Origin of the sequence: Collinsella aerofaciens (assembly GCF_028209885.1) — a bacterium.
GTDB classification, from domain to species: Bacteria; Actinomycetota; Coriobacteriia; order Coriobacteriales; family Coriobacteriaceae; genus Collinsella; species Collinsella aerofaciens_BA.
The window spans coordinates 13,027-30,865 of sequence record NZ_JAQLEM010000027.1; the positions used below are offsets into that span (position 1 = coordinate 13,027).

A 17,839-nucleotide genomic window follows, 5' to 3' on the forward strand; every position below is an offset into this window, starting at 1 on the left:
TGGGGCCTTTTTTCATATTGGCACACAAGGTCAAAGGCGGCACCATGATCCTCCTGGTCGACAAGATCGAAAAAAGCTTCGGCGCGCGCGTCCTCTTTAGTGGCGCGTCCTTCCAGATCAACCCCGGCGAGCGTTTTGCGCTCGTGGGACCCAACGGCGCCGGCAAAACCACCATGCTCAAGATCATCATGGGCATCGACAGCCCCGACGCCGGCCAGATCCAGTACGCAAAGGACTGCCAGGTAGGCTACCTAGAGCAGGAAACCAACCTGGAGCACAAGGACACCACCATCCTTGCCGAGGTCATGGCGGCCGCCAAGGAAATTCGCCGCATGGGCGAGCGCGCCAACGAGCTGCAGGCCCAGATTACCGAGCTCTCCGAACAGGGGAAGGATGTCGACGCGCTCCTCAACGAGTACGGACAGGTCCAGGACCGCTTTGAGCACCTGGGCGGCTACGAGCTCGAGAGCAACGCCCGCAAGATCCTATCTGGCCTGGGCTTTAAGGTCACCGACTTTGAGCGCCCGTGCTCCGAGTTCTCGGGCGGCTGGCAGATGCGCATCGCGCTCGCCAAGCTCTTCCTGCGCCACCCCGACCTGCTGCTGCTGGACGAGCCCACTAACCACCTGGACCTCGAGAGCGTCCAGTGGCTACGCGGCTTTATCGCCAACTACGACGGCGCCGTACTCATCGTCAGCCACGACCGCGCCTTCATGGACGCCTGCGTCGACCACGTGGCCGCGCTCGAGAACCGCCGCGTGACCACCTACACCGGCAACTACAGCAGCTACCTCAAGCAGCGCGAGGACAACCTGGAGCAGATGCGCGCCAAGCGCGCCGCCCAGGAGCGCGACATCGCCCACATGCAGGTCTTCGTCGATAAGTTCCGCTACAAGCCCACCAAGGCTGCCCAGGCTCAGGAGCGCATCCGAAAGATCGAGCAGATCAAAAAAGAGCTCGTCATCCTGCCCGAGGGCCACAAGCACATCGACTTTAAGTTCCCCGATCCGCCGCGCTCGGGCGACATGGTCGTGGGTCTGGAGGGCGTGTCCAAGTCTTACGGCAACAAGCACATCTACAGCGATATCGACCTCAAGCTCTACCGCGGCGAGCACGTGGCGCTCGTCGGCCCCAACGGCGCCGGCAAGTCCACGCTCATGAAGATTCTCGCCGGCCTGGAGCCGCCCACCACCGGCACCCGCGATCTGGGCACCAACGTCGGCGTCGCCTACTACGCCCAGCACGCACTCGAGGGCATGACCGAGTCCAATACCGTCCTGCAAGAGATTGACACCGTCACGCCCAAGTGGACCGTGCCGCAGCAGCGCAGCCTGCTGGGCGCCTTCCTGTTTAGCGACAACGATTCCATCGAGAAGCAGGTCCGCGTCCTCTCCGGCGGCGAAAAGGCGCGTCTGGCACTGGCCAAGATGCTTGTGGCCCCCGAGGCACTCCTGTGCCTGGACGAGCCCACCAACCACCTGGACATCGACTCGGTGGACATGCTCGAGAACGCCCTGCAGAACTTCCCCGGCACCATCGTGCTGATCAGCCACGACGAGCACCTGGTACGCGCTGTGGCCAACCGCATCATTGACATCCGCGACGGCAAGGTCACGGTCTACGACGGCGACTACGACTACTACCTCTACAAGCGCGAGGACCTCGCAGCCCGCGCCGCCGCCGAGGCGGCAGGGGAGAGCGCACCGGCCGCGGCCAAGTCCGCTAAGGTCACCGCGGCCCAGTCCGATGCGCCCGCCGCACCCAAGCCTGCCGAGGGCAAAAAGACCAAGGAGCAAAAGCGCGCCGAGGCCCAGGCCCGCGCCGCGCTCAACAAAAAACTCAAGGGCGTGCGTAACCAGCTCAAGAAGATCGAGACGGAGCTCGACAAAAAGCGCGCCCGCTATGACGAGCTTATGGAATTGATGGCAAGCGAAGAGCTTTATGCCGATCAAGACAAGTTCAACGCCGCGCTGGGGGAATATAACGGCCTTAAGCAAGAGCTGCCCAAGCTCGAGGACGAATGGCTGGAGCTTTCCACCCAGATCGAAGAGGAGACCGCGCGTGAACTCTCGTAAGGCCGCTGCCGTGGCGATGAGCATCATCGCCACCGCCTGTCGCATCTGCGGCATTTTTATGAGCGCGATGACCGTGCTGCTGTGCTTTAGCGGCCTCACCGCCAAGCTGCAGATCGTTGGCTTTGTCGTTGAGCTTTCGCGTGCACTGCCGAGCGCCATCGCCGGCTACGGCGTCATCACGTCGCCTTTTGGCGGTGTGTTCCGCCTGGATTATGCTATCGTCGCTGTGATCCTGTTTGTAATTGACTACCTGCTCACGCGCGCCTCGCGCCGCGTCCGCTAGGGGAGCGTTATGTCCAGCAGCTACATCATGAACCTGCTCGCCAGTGCCGTTGCCGTCATCGTTGGCATCGTGATCCACGAGAGCGCGCACGCCGCCGCAGCCTGGGCGCTCGGCGACAAAACGGCTCGCTCGCGCGGCCGCGTCTCGCTCAACCCGCTCAACCATATCGACCCGTTTGGCACCATCATCTTGCCGCTGCTCATGCTCGCCGCAGGCGGTCCCGTGTTCGCCTTCGCCAAGCCCGTGCCCGTCTATCTCAACAACCTCAAGCACCCCAAGCGCGACGAGGTCCTGGTGAGCGTAGCCGGCCCCACATCGAATTTCGCACTCGCGTGCCTCGCGGCCGCCCTCATGCACGTAACGTACGGCAATCTCTACGCCGGCATGTCCTTTGCCGTGGCGTCCCAAATTATGAACTTCGGCGCCACGTTTATCGTGGTCAACCTGTCGCTCGCGTTCTTTAACCTCATTCCGATTCCGCCGCTTGATGGCTCGTCGATCATCGTGCCCTTCCTCAAGGGCAAGGCGCTCAACAACTATTACCGCATGCAGCAATACGCTATGCCCATACTCATCCTGGTTCTATACCTGCTGCCTATGTGGACCGGCATCGATGTAATCGGCCGCTATTTCGACGTTACCGTGTATCCGCTTGCTGAGCAGCTGCTCAACTTCGCAATCGCCGGCATCTAAGGTAAACTTACAGGTCGTCCGTGTAAAACGGTCGCAGCATGCACCCAAACCGCGCCGCGAAGGCGCCGTCAAAGGAGGTCGAAGATGTCGTATCGCGTGTCGACGCAGGTCTACAGCGGACCGTTCGACCTGCTGCTGCAGCTGGTAACCCGCCAAAAAGTAGATATCGGCGCTATCTCCATCAGCGAGGTGGCCGAGCAGTACCTTGCCGAGGCCGAGCGCATCGAGGCGCTGGACCTGGACGTAGCAAGCGACTTTTTGCTGGTCGCGGCAACCCTTTTGGACATCAAGGCTGCCTCTCTGGTGCCGCAGGAGGCCCCGCGCAAAGTCGATGACGACGATGACGAGTTCGACGAAGACCTCGAGGAGCTCAGCACGCTTGACGGCGACGCGCTGCGTGAGGTCCTGATCCAGCGCCTGATTGCCTACAAGCAGTTTAAAGGCGCGGCTGCGGCCCTCGGTGCGCGCATGCAGGCCGAAAGCCGCATGCATCCGCGCGTGGCCGGCCCCGACCCCGAGTTCTTGGGCCTAATGCCCGACTATCTGGCCGGCATTACCCTGCGCGGTCTGGCCGTTATCTGTGCCGACCTGGATGGCAAACGACAGACCTTCCTGCTGGAGGCCGAGCACGTGGCGCCGCATCGCGTGCCGCTCGACCTGACGGTGGCCTCGGTCGACCGCTTTACCATGGCGCACCAAACCTGCACTTTCCGCGAGCTGCTGGACGGCGATGCCACCACCGAGCAGCTCGTTGTCACCTTCCTGGCCATGCTGGAGCTCGCCAAGCGCGGCTCGCTTACGCTGAGCCAGGACAAGATCTTCGGAACCATCCGCATCAACCGAGTCGAGGGAGCCGAGGCATACGTGCCCGGCGAGGGCCCCGAACTCACCGAATAGGAGCCGCAACCATGTCAACCCTTTCCACGCTGGAGGCAAACAGCCTCAAAGGCGCCCTCGAGGCGCTGCTGCTGGTGTCGAGCGACCCGGTGAGTGCGCCCGCGCTGGCCGGTGCGCTCGATATCGCCCCCGGCGAATGCGCGTCGCTGCTCGCCGAGCTCAAGGTTGAGTACGAGGAGGCCAACCGCGGCTTTCAGCTGCGCGAGGTCGCCGGCGGCTGGCGCCTGTTCACGCACCCCGCCTACCACGACGTGGTCGAGGCCTATGTGTTGAGCTGGGACACGCAAAAGCTGTCCCAGGCGGCGCTCGAAACCCTGGCCGTCATCGCATACCACCAGCCCGTAACGCGCGAGGTGGTCAAGGGCATCCGCGGCGTCAACTCAGACGGCGTCATCGCGTCGCTCGTGGACAAGGGTCTGGTGCGCGAGCTCGGCCGCGACCCCCAGCGCGGTCAGGCCATCATCTACGGCACGACCAACGCCTTCTTGGAAAAGTTCGGTCTGCGCTCCACCCGAGACCTGCCCGACCTGGAGCAGTTTGCCCCCGACGAGCAGTCGCGCCAGTTTATCCGCGAGCGCCTGAGCGGCCGGAGTATTCAGTCCACGCTCGAGGAGCAGGCCGAGGACCTGGACGAAGAGCGTGAACTGCTCGATACCGATGTTGAAGATGTTGAGGCAGTCGAGAACTTGGAGAGCCTGGTCGTCGACGAGACCTCGGAGGATTTGCATGACGAGGACTAACGAAGTAGGGGAGACGTGCGCCATGGGCAACGCAGTACCCGCAACCGACGCCCAGCCCGTCTATCCGCACACCATGCGCCTGCAGCGCTTTTTGGCGCGTGCGGGCGTGGCGAGCCGCCGCGGCTCGGAGGACCTGATGACCGCCGGCCGCGTGACCGTCAACGGCCAGGTCGCGACCGAGCTGGGCACCAAGGTCGACGTCGACCACGATCACATCGAGGTCGACGGCATGCCCGTCAAGCTCAACCAGGGCGCCGTGTACTTGATGCTCTACAAGCCGACCGGCTACCTCACCACCATGAGCGACCCGCAGGAGCGCCCTTGCGTGGCCGACCTGGTCCCCCGCGACCGCTTTCCGGGACTATTCCCGGTGGGCCGCCTGGACCGCGACACCACAGGCCTTTTGCTCTTTACCACCGACGGCGACCTGTCGCAGGACCTACTGCACCCCAGCAAGCACGTCTACAAGACATACCAGGCACTCGTGGACGGACAGCTGACCGACCGCGATCTAGAACCGCTCCGCCGTGGCATCGAGCTCGACGACGGTCTGTGCCAGCCGGCTATCTGCCGCATCATCAACGCGCGCGAGGCAGAGGCCGTGGCTCCGCAAGGCATCAAGCACGGCACCACCGCCGTGGAGGTCATCATCCGCGAGGGTCGCAAGAACCAGGTCAAGCGTATGCTGGGCAAGATTCACCATCCGGTGATCCGCCTTCACCGCTGCAACTTTGCCGGCCTGGAGCTCAAGGACGTGGCCAAAGGCTCGTGGCGCGAGCTCACCGACCGCGAGGTGCAGATCCTCAAGGCCGGCGGCATCCCGCCCAAGCAGGCCAGCTCCAAGCGCGCCGCCGCGCCCGCGACCAACACCGCCAGCCGCACGCGTCACCACGGCAGCCACGGCTCCGCTCCCAATCGTAACACCTACCGCGAGCGCTACACGGGCTAGGCAACCCGCCGCGCCCCAACGCCCGCGAACCATACCAGCACGTCACCCATCGAAAGGAAGCATTGCATGATCGTCGCCATCGACGGCCCCGCCGGTTCCGGCAAGTCCACCATCGCCAAGGAGATCGCCCGCCAGCTGGGCTTTAACAAGCTCGACACGGGCGCCATGTATCGCGCCGTCACCTTCGCCGCGCTCGACCGTGGCATCGATTTGGACGACGAGGCGGCAATCGACGCCCTCGCCGAGCAAATCGAGATCCGCTTTACCAACGGTACCGGCGAGGACACGCGCCTGACCATCGACGGCCAGGACGCTTCGGCCGCCATTCGTACCCCGCAGGTCGACGCCAACGTGTCCAAGGTCTCGGCCTATCCGGGCGTGCGCGCCGCCATGCTCATCCACCAGCGCCGCGCCGCCGAGGACCGCGATATCGTGGCCGAGGGTCGCGACATCGGCACCGTCGTGTTCCCTAACGCGCAGGTCAAGGTCTTCCTGACCGCCGACCCGCGTGAGCGCGCCCGCCGCCGCGTGCTGCAGCGTCACCAAAACGACGCCCAGCCGCTCACGTCCGAGCAGCTCGAAGCCGAGGTCGACGAGACCCTCGACGCCCTCAAGCAGCGCGATAAGCTTGACAGCAGCCGCGAGGTCGCCCCGCTCGTGCCCGCCGAGGACGCCGTGCACGTCGACTCCACCGCCCACACCATCGACGAGGTCGTCTCGATAATCGAGGACCTTATCAACCAAAGGAGGTAGCCCATGCGCCTGTTTCAGCAGACGCCCGAGGACTATTACAACGCCCCCTACGCCGAGTTTCCAGCGCTCATCCGCGGCACCGTCGTCGTAGTCATGGCCATCCTTTGGGCCTTCTCCAAGCTCATGTGGCGCTGGAAGGTCGAGGACGCCGATCTTCTGTTTGAGCGCCAGGAAGGCCGCGGCAGCGTGGTCATCTGCAACCACACCTCGATGGCCGAGCTCTTGGCCGTGGAGACGGCGCTGTTCTTTGGGGGCCGCCGCATTCGTCCCATCTTTAAGTCCGAGTTCGCCAAGAGCAAGATTGTGCGCTGGGCCTTCAGCCGCGTTGGCGGCATCCCCGTGGAGCGTGGTACTGCCGATATGAAGTGCCTGCGCGCCGCCCAGCATGCGCTGCAGCGCGGCGAGGACGTCCTGATTTTCCCCGAGGGCACGCGCATCCGCTCGCGCGATATCAAGCCCGAGGTCCACGGCGGCTTTGCGCTCATCGCTCAGATGGGCAAGGCACCTGTGAACCCGCTCGCCATCTGCGGCTGGTCCGACATCACGCCCGCGGGCAAAAAGATCATGCGTCCCAAGAAGTGCTGGATCCGTGCCGGCAAGGCCGTCTCGCTTTCCGACGCACCGGCTGGGCTTAAGCGCACGGAGCGCCTGGAATGGTTTGAGTCCGAGGCCATGAGCCGCGTCTACGCCATGCGAGACGAGCTATGCGCCGAGCATCCGGGCAGGTTCTAGCCATGAGCGAGAACGTGACGAACACCGCCGCGACTGCGTCCGACCAGGCCACCGCGCCTTTCATCGAGATCGCCGCCCACGCCGGCACTTGCTACGGCGTACAGCGCGCGCTCGACATGGCGCTGGCCGCCGCGCCGCAGGCAGGGGAGAGCACTCAGGTCCATACCTTGGGTCCGCTCATCCATAACCCCATCGTGGTGCGCGAGCTCGCTGAGGCAGGCGTTGGCTTGGCCGAAACCCTGGACGACGCAGCGTCGGGCACCGTGATCATCCGCGCCCACGGCGTGGTGCCGCAGGTCATCGATGCCGCTCGCGAGCGTGGCCTTAACGTCGTCGACGCCACCTGCCCTTACGTCAAGAAGGTCCACGTGGCCGCCGAGCGGCTGGTGCGCGAGGGCTATCGCGTACTCGTCGTGGGCGAGCCGGGGCATCCCGAGGTCGAGGGTATTCTGGGCCACGCCGGCAATGATGCGCAGGTCGTGAGCTGTGCCGCGGACGCCAACGCCTTGTCGCTCAAGGGCAAGGTAGGCCTCGTCGTGCAGACCACCCAGACCGCACAGAACCTCGCCGGGGTCGTGGCCGCCATAACCCCGCGCGTGCAGGAGCTGCGTGTGATCAACACCATCTGCGCCGCCACGAGCGAGCGCCAGCAGGCAGCCGCATCACTTGCCAAACGCTGTGATTGCATGGTCGTGGTGGGCGGCAAGAACTCGGGCAACACCCGCCGCCTGGCGCAGATTTGTGCAGACGCCTGCGAGCACACGCATCACATCGAGGAAGCTTCCGAGCTCCAGGCCGCGTGGTTTACCGACGCTCACCACATCGGCATCACCGCCGGAGCCTCCACCCCACAAGAACACATCGAGCGCGCCGTCGAGCGCATCAAGGAGCTTTGCCGCTAGTCATGGACCAGACCGTACCCGCATACGCCGCCGAGGTGGCCGATTACGGGCGCAGCCGCGACCCCGAGCCGGGTGAAGGCGCGCTCGTAAAGAACGTGCGTCCCGAATCGCCCGCGTGGGATGTGGGTATCGAGCCGGGCATGCGCGTGCTCACGGTCAACGGTGAGCAGCTTACCGACATGATTGTGTGGCTCTGGGAGGCCGACGATGATACCGTCGACCTCGAGGTTTTCGACCCGCGCGACAACACCGTCACCCCCGTCGAGCTCGACCGCTTCCCGGGAGAGGACTGGGGCCTTGAGTTCGATGGCCCCATCTTCGATGGCATGCGCACCTGCGTGAACGCCTGCGTGTTCTGCTTTATGACGATGCTCCCCAAGGGCGGCCGCTCAACGCTCTACATTCGCGACGATGACTATCGCCTGAGCTTTTTACAGGGCAACTTTGTCACGCTCACGAACCTCACCGACGAAGATGTTCAAAACGTCATCCAACGCAACATGAGCCCCATGAACGTGTCGGTCCACGCCGTAAGCCCCGACGTCCGCCGCCGTATGATGGGCCGCAACGCCCAGCGCGGCATGGATGTGCTCGAGGCCATCATGGCCGCCGGTATCGAGATTCACGCGCAGATCGTGTTGTGCCCCGGCATGAACGACGGCGAGGAGCTGGAAAAGACCCTGCGCTTTTGCGAGGAGCACGAGCAAATCACAAGCCTGGGCATTGTGCCGCTCGGTTTTACCAAGCATCAGAACCGCTTTAGCTGGTCATACAGCGACAAGCCCGAACTGGCGCGCGAGACCATTGCCATGATCCGTCCCTACCAGGACCGCGCCTTCGAGCGTTTTGGCCGCCACACCTTCCAGATGAGCGACGAGTTCTACCTGGACGCCGGCATCGATCCGCCCGAGGCGGACTTTTACGACGGCTATCCGCAGTACTACGACGGTATCGGCATGATCCGCTCGTATCTGGACGAGACCGACGACGTGATGGCTACCGATGCCGAGCGACTGGCCCTCGTCCGCGAGGCCATCGCCGCTCGCAGCCAGCACCTGCTGTGCCTCTCGGGCGCCAGCGCACGCGACACCGTGGCACGTTTCGTGGAATCGCCGCAGGGGCTCGCCGGCACCGTCACGGCCATCAAGAATCGCTACTTTGGCGGCAACGTGGACGTGACCGGCCTCATCGTCGCCTGCGACATTCTGGAACAGCTGCCGCAGGACCTCTCGGGGGTTATGCTCTTTGTGCCTAAGCTCATGTTCAACGCTGACGGCATGACGCTTGACGAGTATCATCGTGAAGATTTACTCGCAAGCCTTACCAGTCGCGGCGCCGAGGTTCATGTGGTGTCGACCATGCCGCATGAGCTGCTCGATACCCTGGAGCACATCCTTGGCATTGTGCCTGCCGACTCTAACACTTCCACTGACCCTACCCATTAAAGGAGTGCAGATGAAACCTATCGTCGCCGTCGTCGGACGCCCCAACGTGGGCAAGTCCACGCTCGTTAACCGCCTGGCCCAGACCTCGGACGCCATCGTCCATGAGTCCCGCGGCGTCACGCGCGACCGCTCGTACCACACGGCCGATTGGAACGGCCGCGAGTTCACCATCGTCGACACGGGCGGCATCGAACCGCTCAAGAGCGATGACGTCTTCGCCACGTCCATTCGCGACCAGGCCCTCGCCGCCGCCGAGGAAGCCGCCGTCATCCTGTTTGTGGTCGACGGCCGCACCGGCGTCACCGAGGAGGACGAGTCGGTCGCTCGCATGCTCAAGCGCTGCGACAAGCCGGTCTTTCTGCTGGTGAACAAGCTCGACAACCCCGATCGAGAGAACGACAACATCTGGGAGTTCTATTCGCTCGGTATCGGCGAGCCCACGCCGCTCTCGGCCCTGCACGGCCACGGCACGGGCGACCTGCTCGACGACATCGTGGCCCTGCTTCCCGAGGAAGAGGACGAGGTCGCCGATGAGTTCCCCGACGCGCTGAACGTCGCCATCATCGGCCGCCCCAACGCCGGTAAGTCTTCGCTGTTCAACCGCATCCTGGGCGCCGACCGCTCCATCGTGTCCAACATTGCCGGCACCACGCGCGACGCCATCGACACAGTCGTCGAGCGCAACGGCAAGCACTACCGCATGGTCGATACCGCGGGAATCCGCAAGAAGAGCACCGTGTACGAGAACATCGAGTACTACTCCATGGTCCGCGGCCTGCGCGCCATCGACCGCGCCGACGTGGCGCTACTCGTCGTCGACGCCTCCGTGGGCGTTACCGAGCAGGACCAGAAGGTCATGGGCTTGGCCATCGAGCGCGGCTGCGCCATCGTTGTGCTGCTCAACAAGTGGGATCTGCTCGACGACGACCGTAAGCGCGAGGCCTGCATGGAGACCATCGACCGCCGTCTGGGCGTCATGGCTCCCTGGGCCCAGTACCTGCGCATTTCGGCCCTGACCGGGCGCAGCGTCGAGAAGGTCTGGGCAATGGTCGACGCTGCCGAAAAGACGCGCTCGCAAAAGATCAGCACCTCGCGCCTCAACACGTTCCTCACCGACCTGCGCGAGTTCGGTCATACCGTGGTGGACGGCAAGCGCCGCCTGCGCATGCACTACGTGACCCAGACGGGCGTCAACCCGCCGACGTTCACGTTCTTCGTCAACCACAGCGACTTGGTCAACGACACCTACCAGCGCTATGTGGAGAACCGCATGCGCTCGACCTTCGACTTTGCCGGCACACCCATTCGACTCTTCTTTAGGAAGAAGGAGCAAAAGGATGCATAATCCGATTCTGCTGACCGCCATCTGCGCCGTGGTCTCGTTCTTTATCGGGGCGATTCCGTTTGGCCTGATCCTGGGCCGCGTGTTCAACCATACGGATATTCGCAAGGCGGGCTCCGGCAACATCGGCACCACCAACGCCCTGCGTGTGGCCGGCCCCAAGGTGGCCGCGCTCACCCTGCTGCTCGACTGCCTTAAGGGCGCTATCTGCGTCCTTATCGCGCGTCCGCTCATCGCGAGCGTGGGCTACGGCTTCCCTGTGAGCATCATGGCGCCTGGAGCCCCCGGCGACTGGATGCTTGGCGTCATCTGCCTGGCTGCGGTGTGGGGTCACATCTTCTCGCCCTACCTCAACTTTCACGGAGGCAAAGGTATCGCCGTGGGCTTGGGCGTGATTCTCGCCTGGTACTGGCCAATCGGACTTTCGCTGTTGGGCATGTTTATCGTAGCCGTCGCCATCACCAAGTTTGTGTCGGTAGGCTCGCTTGCCGCGGCCATCGGTCTTCCCATCGCCGCCTGCGCGGTCTTTCCGTACAGCAGCCTGGGACTTAAGTTTTGCATGGCGATGATCGGCATCACCGTGGTGTGGGCCCATCGCGCGAACATCAAAAAGCTCATGGCCGGTAAGGAGTCCAAGCTCTCGTTTACCAAGCGTGTCACCGAGCCCGACGATAAGTAGGAGAGAGTCATGAATGTTGCGCTGATTGGCTCCGGCTCCTGGGGAACCGCCGTCGCCGGCCTTGCTGCCGCGCGAGCCGAGCGCATGACCATGTGGGCCCATAGTGAGCAGACGGCCGCTGGCATTAACGGCGAGCACCGTAATCCTCGCTACCTTGTGGGCTACGAGCTGCCCGATAACGTGGTAGCAACGACCGAGCTCGCCCAGGCGCTCGACGGCGCCGAGGCCATCATCTTTGCCGTGCCCTCCACGCACCTGCGCAGCGTATGTCATCAGGCAGCACCCTTCATCGCCACCGACACCCCGGTGCTCTGCCTCACCAAGGGCATTGAGCCCGAGTCCGGCCTGCTCATGAGCGAGGTCATCGCCAGCGAGATCGGCAACGATCGGCGCGTGGCGGCGCTCTCGGGACCCAACCATGCCGAGGAGATCTGCCGCGGCGGACTTTCTGCCGCCGTCATCGCAAGCAAAGATCCGCAGATAGGGGAGACCTTTAGGGAACTGCTCCTGTCCACGGCCTTCCGCATCTATCTGTCGCAAGACATGACCGGTGTCGAGGTCTGCGGCGCCATGAAAAACGTCATCGCCATCGTGTGCGGCATCTCCGCCGGCTCGGGCGCGGGCGACAACACGCTTGCCCTCATCATGACGCGCGGCCTAGCCGAGATCAGCCGTTTAGTGCACGCCCGCGGCGGCCAGGCCATGACCTGCATGGGTCTTGCCGGCATGGGCGACCTCATTGCCACCTGCACGTCCGAGCATTCGCGCAACCGCACCTTTGGCTACGAGTTTGCCCACGGCGTGTCGCTCGACGAGTACCAGGCGCGCACACATATGGTGGTCGAGGGCGCCGTCGCGGCCCGCAGCGTCAGCGAACTTGCCCGTTCACTGGGTGTAGACATTCCGCTCACCTTTGCCGTGGAGCAAACGCTCTACAACGGTGTTACTTTGGATAGGGCGCTCGAGATTCTTACCGACCGCGTACCCTCCCAAGAGTTCTACGGACTCACCGACTAGCGCAGAAAGGCTACTACCATGGGTTCCATTAAAATCGCTCCGTCCGTCCTCTCGGCCGACATGGCCAACCTCAAGGGCGAACTCGACAAGATCGCCGGTGCCGACTTTGTGCACTTCGACGTGATGGACGGCCACTTTACCGGCAACCTGACCTTTGGCGTCGACATCCTTAAGGCCGTCAAGCGCTCCACCGATGTACCGGTCGACGCGCACCTGATGGTGTCGAACCCCGACGAGACGGTCGATTGGTACGCCGACGCCGGTGCCGACATGATCACCGTGCACTACGAGGCTTCCACGCACCTGCACCGCACGCTCACCCATCTGCAGCAGCGTGGAGTTAAGGCCGGCGTGGTGCTCAACCCCGCCACCCCCGTGTGCGTGCTCGAGAGCATCATCGATGTCGTCGATATGGTGCTGCTCATGAGCGTGAACCCGGGCTTTGGCGGTCAGAGCTTTATCCCGGGCACCATCGCAAAGCTCCACGAGCTCAAAGCCATGTGCGAGCGCCACGGCGTGTCGCCCATGATCGAGGTCGACGGCGGCATTTCTTCCAAGAACATTGCCGAGGTCGTCAAGGCCGGCGCCAACGTGCTCGTGGCCGGTTCTGCCGTATTTAAGTCCGAAGATCCCGCTGCCGAGGTTGCGCTACTGCAGAAGCTGGGCAACGAAGCCGCACAGGAGGCATAAACCCTTATGACCGCAGGTCAAAACCGCATACCCGTGAATCTTGACTATGCCGCCTCGACGCCCATGCGCGCCGAGGCGCTCCTTGCGCAGCGCGAGTACGACGACAGCGAGCTTGCCGGCGTCAACCCCAACTCGCTGCATTCGCTCGGCCGCAAGGCCGCCGCGCGCCTGGAAGTCGCCCGTCGCGAGATCGCCCGTAGCTTTGGCGCGCGCGTCCGCCCGTCCGAGATTGTTCTGACCAACGGCGGCACCGAAGCCAACCAGCTGGCGCTGCTCGGTCTTGCCGAGGGCGCCCGTCAGCGCGATCGCAAACGCGATCGCGTAATCGTTTCGGCCATCGAGCACGATTCGATTCTGGACAACCTGCCGCTGCTGCGTGCCGCCGGCTTTACCGTCGACCTGGTGCAGCCATGCCGAGCGGGCTACATTGAGCCTGCCGCGCTTGTCGAGCTGCTTGGCGACGACGTGGCGCTCGTAAGCATCATGGTCGCCAATAACGAGACCGGTGTGGTGCAGCCCATCCGCGAGCTTGCCGCCGCCGCACATGCTGCCGGCGCCCTGTTCCACACCGATGCCATCCAGGGCTATCTGCATATTCCGCTCGATGTCACCGAGCTGGGAGTTGACACCATGACCGTTGCCGCGCACAAGATCGGTGGCCCCGTGGCATCCGGCGCGCTCTACCTTAAGAGCCGCACGCCGCTGCGCCCGCGCATTTTTGGCGGCGGACAGGAAGCCGGACGTCGCGCGGGCACGCAGGACCTGCGCACGCAGCTGGCTTTTGCCGCTGCCGCCCGAACGCTGGCGCCCCATGTAGCCCAGGAGCGTGCGACGCTGCAAACCCTTTCCGACAAGCTCTACGCCACGCTTACGGCCCACCCTCGCATTCACGCCACCATGGGCGACTATGCGCATGCCGACCGTCTGCCCGGCATGGTATCGATCTACATTGATGGCATGGACTCCGAGGAGCTCATCATCAAGCTCGACGCCGCCGGCTTTGAGGTTTCGGCCGGCTCGGCCTGCTCGAGCGGCAGCATGGACCCGAGCCATGTTCTCAGCGCCATGGGTATTGGCCGCGAACAGGCCCTGGGTGCACTGCGTATCTCCTTCGATGACCGTGTGGACCCGGCCGATCTGGACGAGTTTGCCCAGACGCTGCTCTCGATCGTGGGTGCCGCATGATCGTCGCCGAGCTCGAGCGTGCCCTGCTGGCACGCTATCCCAAGACGGACGCCGAACCCTGGGACCACGTAGGCTTATCCGTTGGCGACCCCGACGACGAGATCCGCGGCGTTGCCTGCGCGCTTGACGCCACCAGGGCCAACGTGCACCGCGCCTTGGCAGCCGGAGCCAACGTGTTGCTCACGCATCATCCCGTCTACATCAAGGCGCCCGAGGCATTTTGCCCGCCCAGCGCGACACGTCCCCAGTGCAGTGCGGCGCTCTACGAGGCGGCCCGTTGTGGGGTGAGCATTATCTCGCTCCACACCAACCTGGACCGCTCGTATGAGGCGCGCGTTCGCCTGAGTGAGTTGCTGGGCGCTGAGCCCATGAGCTCACTGGAGCATGTGGACGACCCCGAGGCCTGCGGCCTGGGAGCCCTTACGACACTCGACGAGCCCTGCAGCCTGCGCGACCTTGCCACTCGCGCCGCCACGGCGTTTGGCAGCGACCCCCGCGTGTGGGGCGAGGCCGATCGCCCGTGCCGCACCGTCGCCATTTTGGGCGGCTCCCTGGGCGACTTTGGAGAGCTCGCCATCGCCGCGGGCGCGGACGTTGTCGTGACGGGCGAGGCGGGATACCACGTGACGCAAGACCTTGCTTTACGCGGGCTGCCGGTGATCTTGCTCGGCCACGACCGCTCCGAGGAGCCGTTCGTTGATATATTGATGAACTCTGCAGTTGACGCCGGGGTCGACCCCCGTCATGCGATTAAAATACTGAACCCTTGCCAATGGTGGACTGTGACAAAAGGAGAGAACTTATGAGCGCCGGCGCTACGCTACTCAAGCTGCAACAGATCGATTTGGAGCTCGCCCGCAACAAGAGCGAACTTGCCAATATGCCGGAGCTCAAGGAGCTCGCTTCCAAGCGCAAGACCTATGTGAAGCTCAAGTCCGAGATGACCAAGCTCTACGCCCAGCGCAAGGACCTGGATATTGAGCTCGACGATCTCAACACCACCGAGATCCAGACCAATAACGCCATCGAGGCCGCCAAGAAGCGCCACGTTGACGGCTCTGACTACCGCGAGGTTCAGGACCTAGAGAACGAGCTCGCCACTCTGGCCAAGCGTCTGGACAAGATCGAGCACACCCGCAAGGACGTCGTCATCGCCCACAAGGAGGCGCTCGACCGCGAGACCCGCGCGCAGGCCATCATCGCCAAGTTCGAGGAGGGCGTAAAGGCCGATACCAAGGCTGCTCGCGCCAAGGCTACCGATCTGCAGGCTCAGATCGATGCCGCCACTAAGGAGCGCACCGCGCTTGCCGCCACGCTGCCGACCGGCGTGCTCACCGACTACGAGCGTCTGCTCAAGCAGTTCCGCGGCCTGGCCGTCGAGACCATCAAGGGCAACATCCCCACGGTCTGCCACACCGCGCTGCAGGCGTCGTCCATGAGCGACCTCAACCACGACGGCAGCGAGATTACGCACTGCCCGTACTGCCACCGCCTCCTGGTACTCCCCAGTAAGGAAGCCTAACGATGACGGCGGCACCCAACAATTCAATGCAACTTGAGGGAAAAACGATCCTGCTGGGTATTACCGGCGGGATCGCCGCCTATAAGTCGTGCAATATCGTGCGCCTGCTGCAAAAGCGCGGCGCGCGCGTCAAGGTCGTTATGAGCGAGCATGCCACCGAGTTTGTGGGGCCGCTCACCTTCCGCGCGCTCACCAACGAACCGGTCGCCGTAGGCCTGTTCGACGACCCCTCCGACCCCATCCACCACATTTCGCTGGCACAGGAGCCCGATCTGGTGGTCGTGGCGCCCGCGACGGCCAATATCATCGCCAAGATGGCAAACGGCATCGCCGATGACCTCATCTCCACCACGCTGCTTGCCACGCCGCGACCCATCGTGATCGCCCCTGCCATGAACAACGGCATGTGGAAGGCGCCGGCGACGCAGGCCAATATGGCCGCGCTGCGCGAACGTGGTGTCCATGTGGTGGGACCCGGCAGCGGCTACCTTGCCTGCGGCGACGTGGACACGGGACGCATGAGCGAACCCGAGGATATCCTCGAGGCTGTCTGCGAGGTGCTCAACCCCGCGCCTCAGGACCTGGAAGGTAAGCGCATCGTGATTACCGCCGGCCCCACGCACGAGTCGATCGATCCGGTGCGATTCATTGGTAACCGCTCTTCGGGTAAGATGGGCATCGCCCTGGCGGGGGAGGCTGCTCGCCGCGGCGCCGCGGTTACGCTTGTGCTGGGGCCGACATCGCTCGATGTTCCCCGCGGCGTGGAGTTCGTGCGCGTGCAGACCGCCGCAGAGATGCTGCAGGCGGCGCTGGGCGCCTTCCAGACGGCCGATGCGGCCATTTGCGCGGCCGCTGTCGCCGACTACACCCCCGCAGCCCCTGCCGACCATAAGCTCAAAAAGGCCAACGAACGATTGGATCACATTGAACTAGTCGAGACAGTCGATATCTTGGCCGAGCTTTCGCGCCAAAAGGGGGAGCGGTGCGTGATCGGCTTTGCGGCCGAGACCGATAACGTCGTGGAGTACGCTCGGCGAAAGCTCGCCCGCAAGGGTTGCGATGCCATTATCGCCAACGATGTTTCGCGCGCCGATTCGGGCTTTGGAACCGACACTAACAAGGCCTGGATTGTGAGCACAACGGGCACGCAAGAACTTCCCGTGCTAACAAAACCCCAGCTCGCAGATACAATTTTGGACTTGCTTCAAAATTTATAAAAAAGTTCTTGCACAAGTCCAAAGTTTCGGGTTAATATACTCCCTGTTGCGAGCGAGAGCAGAGCAACAAACAATAGCTTCGGGACGTGGCGCAGCTTGGTAGCGCACTTGACTGGGGGTCAAGGGGTCGCTGGTTCGAATCCAGTCGTCCCGACCAGAAGTTTGCAGGTCAGGCACATAGTGCCTGACCTTTTTTGTTTTAAGCAATTGCTTAATTTTGATTAAGCAACAGGGTGCCAAAAATCTACCTGCGCGATAATCGCTTTTTGCGGTTACTTGCGCGTTTTGCACGCGCTTGAGCCGATTTATTAACGCGACATGAATCTACATACGCGTAGCTGGTATACAGACGAGTACAGGCTGTATTTATCGCGGCGATTTACGCAGATATGGCGACTGTAACGAACTAGTGTGTCGCTGTATTTATTCCAGCAGTTCACTTGATCTGTGGACAAGTGAGCGGTTACAACAAAACGCCAACCAGGATGGACTCCATACGAGGATGCCGCAAAGGTAATGGCGGGGAAGTGCGGCAGGCGCTCTGAGAGCCGCTGTATGACCCCATTTCTCCTCAACCCGATTACCTGTACAATGAACCTCGAATTGTTTGAGTAATCGCCAAAAGAAAAGCCCTCGCAGGATGAACTGCCTCCCATTTCTTGGACATGAGAAATGGGAGGCTTTTTATGCGTGTCGACTTGAGGGTGAAGCACGACAT

At 63.2% G+C, this 17,839-nt stretch carries 18 protein-coding genes and 1 tRNA gene; all 19 read left to right on the forward strand.

The window, feature by feature from the left end; genetic code table 11:
• Positions 1-44: 44 nt before the first annotated feature.
• The 19 genes from PMX21_RS07485 to PMX21_RS07575 all read left to right on the forward strand — a co-directional run bounded on the left by PMX21_RS07485 (position 45) and on the right by PMX21_RS07575 (position 17,278).
• Positions 45-2,075: an ABC-F family ATP-binding cassette domain-containing protein gene (locus tag PMX21_RS07485; protein ID WP_271758974.1), complete on the forward strand. Its 2,031-nt coding sequence runs from the start codon at positions 45-47 to the stop codon at positions 2,073-2,075.
• On the forward strand, positions 2,062-2,358 hold the full coding sequence (locus PMX21_RS07490; protein ID WP_271758976.1) for a hypothetical protein: 297 nt from the start codon (positions 2,062-2,064) through the stop codon (positions 2,356-2,358). Before PMX21_RS07485 ends, PMX21_RS07490 begins: the two co-directional genes overlap by 14 nt.
• A gap of 9 nt (positions 2,359-2,367) precedes the next feature.
• A complete protein-coding gene (locus PMX21_RS07495) occupies positions 2,368-3,051 on the forward strand; it encodes a site-2 protease family protein (protein ID WP_271758978.1) in 684 nt (227 codons plus the stop codon).
• 84 nt (positions 3,052-3,135) lie between these two features.
• Positions 3,136-3,948 (forward strand): segregation and condensation protein A, encoded by an 813-nt coding sequence (locus PMX21_RS07500; protein WP_271758981.1) that lies wholly within the window; start codon positions 3,136-3,138, stop codon positions 3,946-3,948.
• Between the two features lie 11 nt (positions 3,949-3,959).
• Complete coding sequence (gene scpB, locus PMX21_RS07505) at positions 3,960-4,688, forward strand: SMC-Scp complex subunit ScpB (protein WP_271758983.1); 729 nt, start codon at positions 3,960-3,962, stop codon at positions 4,686-4,688.
• Complete coding sequence (locus PMX21_RS07510) at positions 4,675-5,637, forward strand: pseudouridine synthase (RefSeq protein ID WP_416378170.1); 963 nt, start codon at positions 4,675-4,677, stop codon at positions 5,635-5,637. The genes scpB and PMX21_RS07510 overlap by 14 nt, the downstream gene beginning before the upstream one ends.
• A 66-nt stretch (positions 5,638-5,703) precedes the next feature.
• Entirely contained in the window at positions 5,704-6,390 is a 687-nt protein-coding gene (cmk, locus tag PMX21_RS07515; protein ID WP_117769690.1) for a (d)CMP kinase, read from the forward strand.
• Positions 6,391-6,393: 3 nt separating this feature from the next.
• Positions 6,394-7,122, forward strand: coding sequence for a lysophospholipid acyltransferase family protein (locus PMX21_RS07520; RefSeq protein ID WP_271758985.1), 729 nt, complete (start codon positions 6,394-6,396; stop codon positions 7,120-7,122).
• A gap of 2 nt (positions 7,123-7,124) precedes the next feature.
• The gene (locus PMX21_RS07525; RefSeq protein ID WP_271758987.1) at positions 7,125-8,024 is read left to right on the forward strand and encodes a 4-hydroxy-3-methylbut-2-enyl diphosphate reductase; all 900 of its coding nucleotides are present in this window, start codon (positions 7,125-7,127) and stop codon (positions 8,022-8,024) included.
• A 2-nt stretch (positions 8,025-8,026) separates the two neighbouring features.
• The gene (locus PMX21_RS07530; protein ID WP_271758989.1) at positions 8,027-9,469 is read left to right on the forward strand and encodes a DUF512 domain-containing protein; all 1,443 of its coding nucleotides are present in this window, start codon (positions 8,027-8,029) and stop codon (positions 9,467-9,469) included.
• 10 nt (positions 9,470-9,479) lie between these two features.
• Positions 9,480-10,814 (forward strand): ribosome biogenesis GTPase Der, encoded by a 1,335-nt coding sequence (gene der, locus PMX21_RS07535; RefSeq protein ID WP_271758990.1) that lies wholly within the window; start codon positions 9,480-9,482, stop codon positions 10,812-10,814.
• The gene (plsY, locus tag PMX21_RS07540; protein ID WP_271758992.1) at positions 10,807-11,490 is read left to right on the forward strand and encodes a glycerol-3-phosphate 1-O-acyltransferase PlsY; all 684 of its coding nucleotides are present in this window, start codon (positions 10,807-10,809) and stop codon (positions 11,488-11,490) included. Before der ends, plsY begins: the two co-directional genes overlap by 8 nt.
• 9 nt (positions 11,491-11,499) lie before the next feature.
• A complete protein-coding gene (locus PMX21_RS07545; RefSeq protein WP_271758994.1) occupies positions 11,500-12,507 on the forward strand; it encodes an NAD(P)H-dependent glycerol-3-phosphate dehydrogenase in 1,008 nt (335 codons plus the stop codon).
• 18 nt (positions 12,508-12,525) lie between these two features.
• Positions 12,526-13,197 carry a ribulose-phosphate 3-epimerase gene (gene rpe, locus PMX21_RS07550; RefSeq protein WP_271758996.1) on the forward strand — a complete coding sequence of 224 codons (672 nt, stop codon included), beginning with the start codon at positions 12,526-12,528 and terminating at the stop codon, positions 13,195-13,197.
• Between the two features lie 6 nt (positions 13,198-13,203).
• The gene (locus tag PMX21_RS07555; protein ID WP_271758998.1) at positions 13,204-14,382 is read left to right on the forward strand and encodes a cysteine desulfurase family protein; all 1,179 of its coding nucleotides are present in this window, start codon (positions 13,204-13,206) and stop codon (positions 14,380-14,382) included.
• Positions 14,379-15,188: a Nif3-like dinuclear metal center hexameric protein gene (locus PMX21_RS07560; protein ID WP_271758999.1), complete on the forward strand. Its 810-nt coding sequence runs from the start codon at positions 14,379-14,381 to the stop codon at positions 15,186-15,188. The genes PMX21_RS07555 and PMX21_RS07560 overlap by 4 nt, the downstream gene beginning before the upstream one ends.
• On the forward strand, positions 15,185-15,904 hold the full coding sequence (locus PMX21_RS07565; RefSeq protein WP_271759001.1) for a zinc ribbon domain-containing protein: 720 nt from the start codon (positions 15,185-15,187) through the stop codon (positions 15,902-15,904). Before PMX21_RS07560 ends, PMX21_RS07565 begins: the two co-directional genes overlap by 4 nt.
• A 2-nt stretch (positions 15,905-15,906) precedes the next feature.
• Positions 15,907-17,121 carry a bifunctional phosphopantothenoylcysteine decarboxylase/phosphopantothenate--cysteine ligase CoaBC gene (coaBC, locus tag PMX21_RS07570; RefSeq protein ID WP_271759003.1) on the forward strand — a complete coding sequence of 405 codons (1,215 nt, stop codon included), beginning with the start codon at positions 15,907-15,909 and terminating at the stop codon, positions 17,119-17,121.
• An 80-nt stretch (positions 17,122-17,201) separates the two neighbouring features.
• Positions 17,202-17,278, forward strand: a tRNA-Pro gene (locus PMX21_RS07575).
• Positions 17,279-17,839 lie beyond the last annotated feature (561 nt).

Bases quoted from the DNA above. Each gene is read 5' to 3' on its own strand.
- der (WP_271758990.1), top strand. From the start codon at position 9,480: ATGAAACCTATCGTCGCCGTCGTCGGACGCCCCAACGTGGGCAAGTCC.
- PMX21_RS07520 (WP_271758985.1), top strand. From the start codon at position 6,394: ATGCGCCTGTTTCAGCAGACGCCCGAGGACTATTACAACGCCCCCTAC.
- PMX21_RS07485 (WP_271758974.1), top strand. From the start codon at position 45: ATGATCCTCCTGGTCGACAAGATCGAAAAAAGCTTCGGCGCGCGCGTC.
- PMX21_RS07525 (WP_271758987.1), top strand. From the start codon at position 7,125: ATGAGCGAGAACGTGACGAACACCGCCGCGACTGCGTCCGACCAGGCC.
- PMX21_RS07510 (WP_416378170.1), top strand. From the start codon at position 4,675: ATGACGAGGACTAACGAAGTAGGGGAGACGTGCGCCATGGGCAACGCA.
- rpe (WP_271758996.1), top strand. From the start codon at position 12,526: ATGGGTTCCATTAAAATCGCTCCGTCCGTCCTCTCGGCCGACATGGCC.
- PMX21_RS07530 (WP_271758989.1), top strand. From the start codon at position 8,027: ATGGACCAGACCGTACCCGCATACGCCGCCGAGGTGGCCGATTACGGG.
- PMX21_RS07495 (WP_271758978.1), top strand. From the start codon at position 2,368: ATGTCCAGCAGCTACATCATGAACCTGCTCGCCAGTGCCGTTGCCGTC.
- PMX21_RS07555 (WP_271758998.1), top strand. From the start codon at position 13,204: ATGACCGCAGGTCAAAACCGCATACCCGTGAATCTTGACTATGCCGCC.
- cmk (WP_117769690.1), top strand. From the start codon at position 5,704: ATGATCGTCGCCATCGACGGCCCCGCCGGTTCCGGCAAGTCCACCATC.
- PMX21_RS07545 (WP_271758994.1), top strand. From the start codon at position 11,500: ATGAATGTTGCGCTGATTGGCTCCGGCTCCTGGGGAACCGCCGTCGCC.
- PMX21_RS07500 (WP_271758981.1), top strand. From the start codon at position 3,136: ATGTCGTATCGCGTGTCGACGCAGGTCTACAGCGGACCGTTCGACCTG.
- PMX21_RS07560 (WP_271758999.1), top strand. From the start codon at position 14,379: ATGATCGTCGCCGAGCTCGAGCGTGCCCTGCTGGCACGCTATCCCAAG.
- scpB (WP_271758983.1), top strand. From the start codon at position 3,960: ATGTCAACCCTTTCCACGCTGGAGGCAAACAGCCTCAAAGGCGCCCTC.
- plsY (WP_271758992.1), top strand. From the start codon at position 10,807: ATGCATAATCCGATTCTGCTGACCGCCATCTGCGCCGTGGTCTCGTTC.
- PMX21_RS07565 (WP_271759001.1), top strand. From the start codon at position 15,185: ATGAGCGCCGGCGCTACGCTACTCAAGCTGCAACAGATCGATTTGGAG.
- coaBC (WP_271759003.1), top strand. From the start codon at position 15,907: ATGACGGCGGCACCCAACAATTCAATGCAACTTGAGGGAAAAACGATC.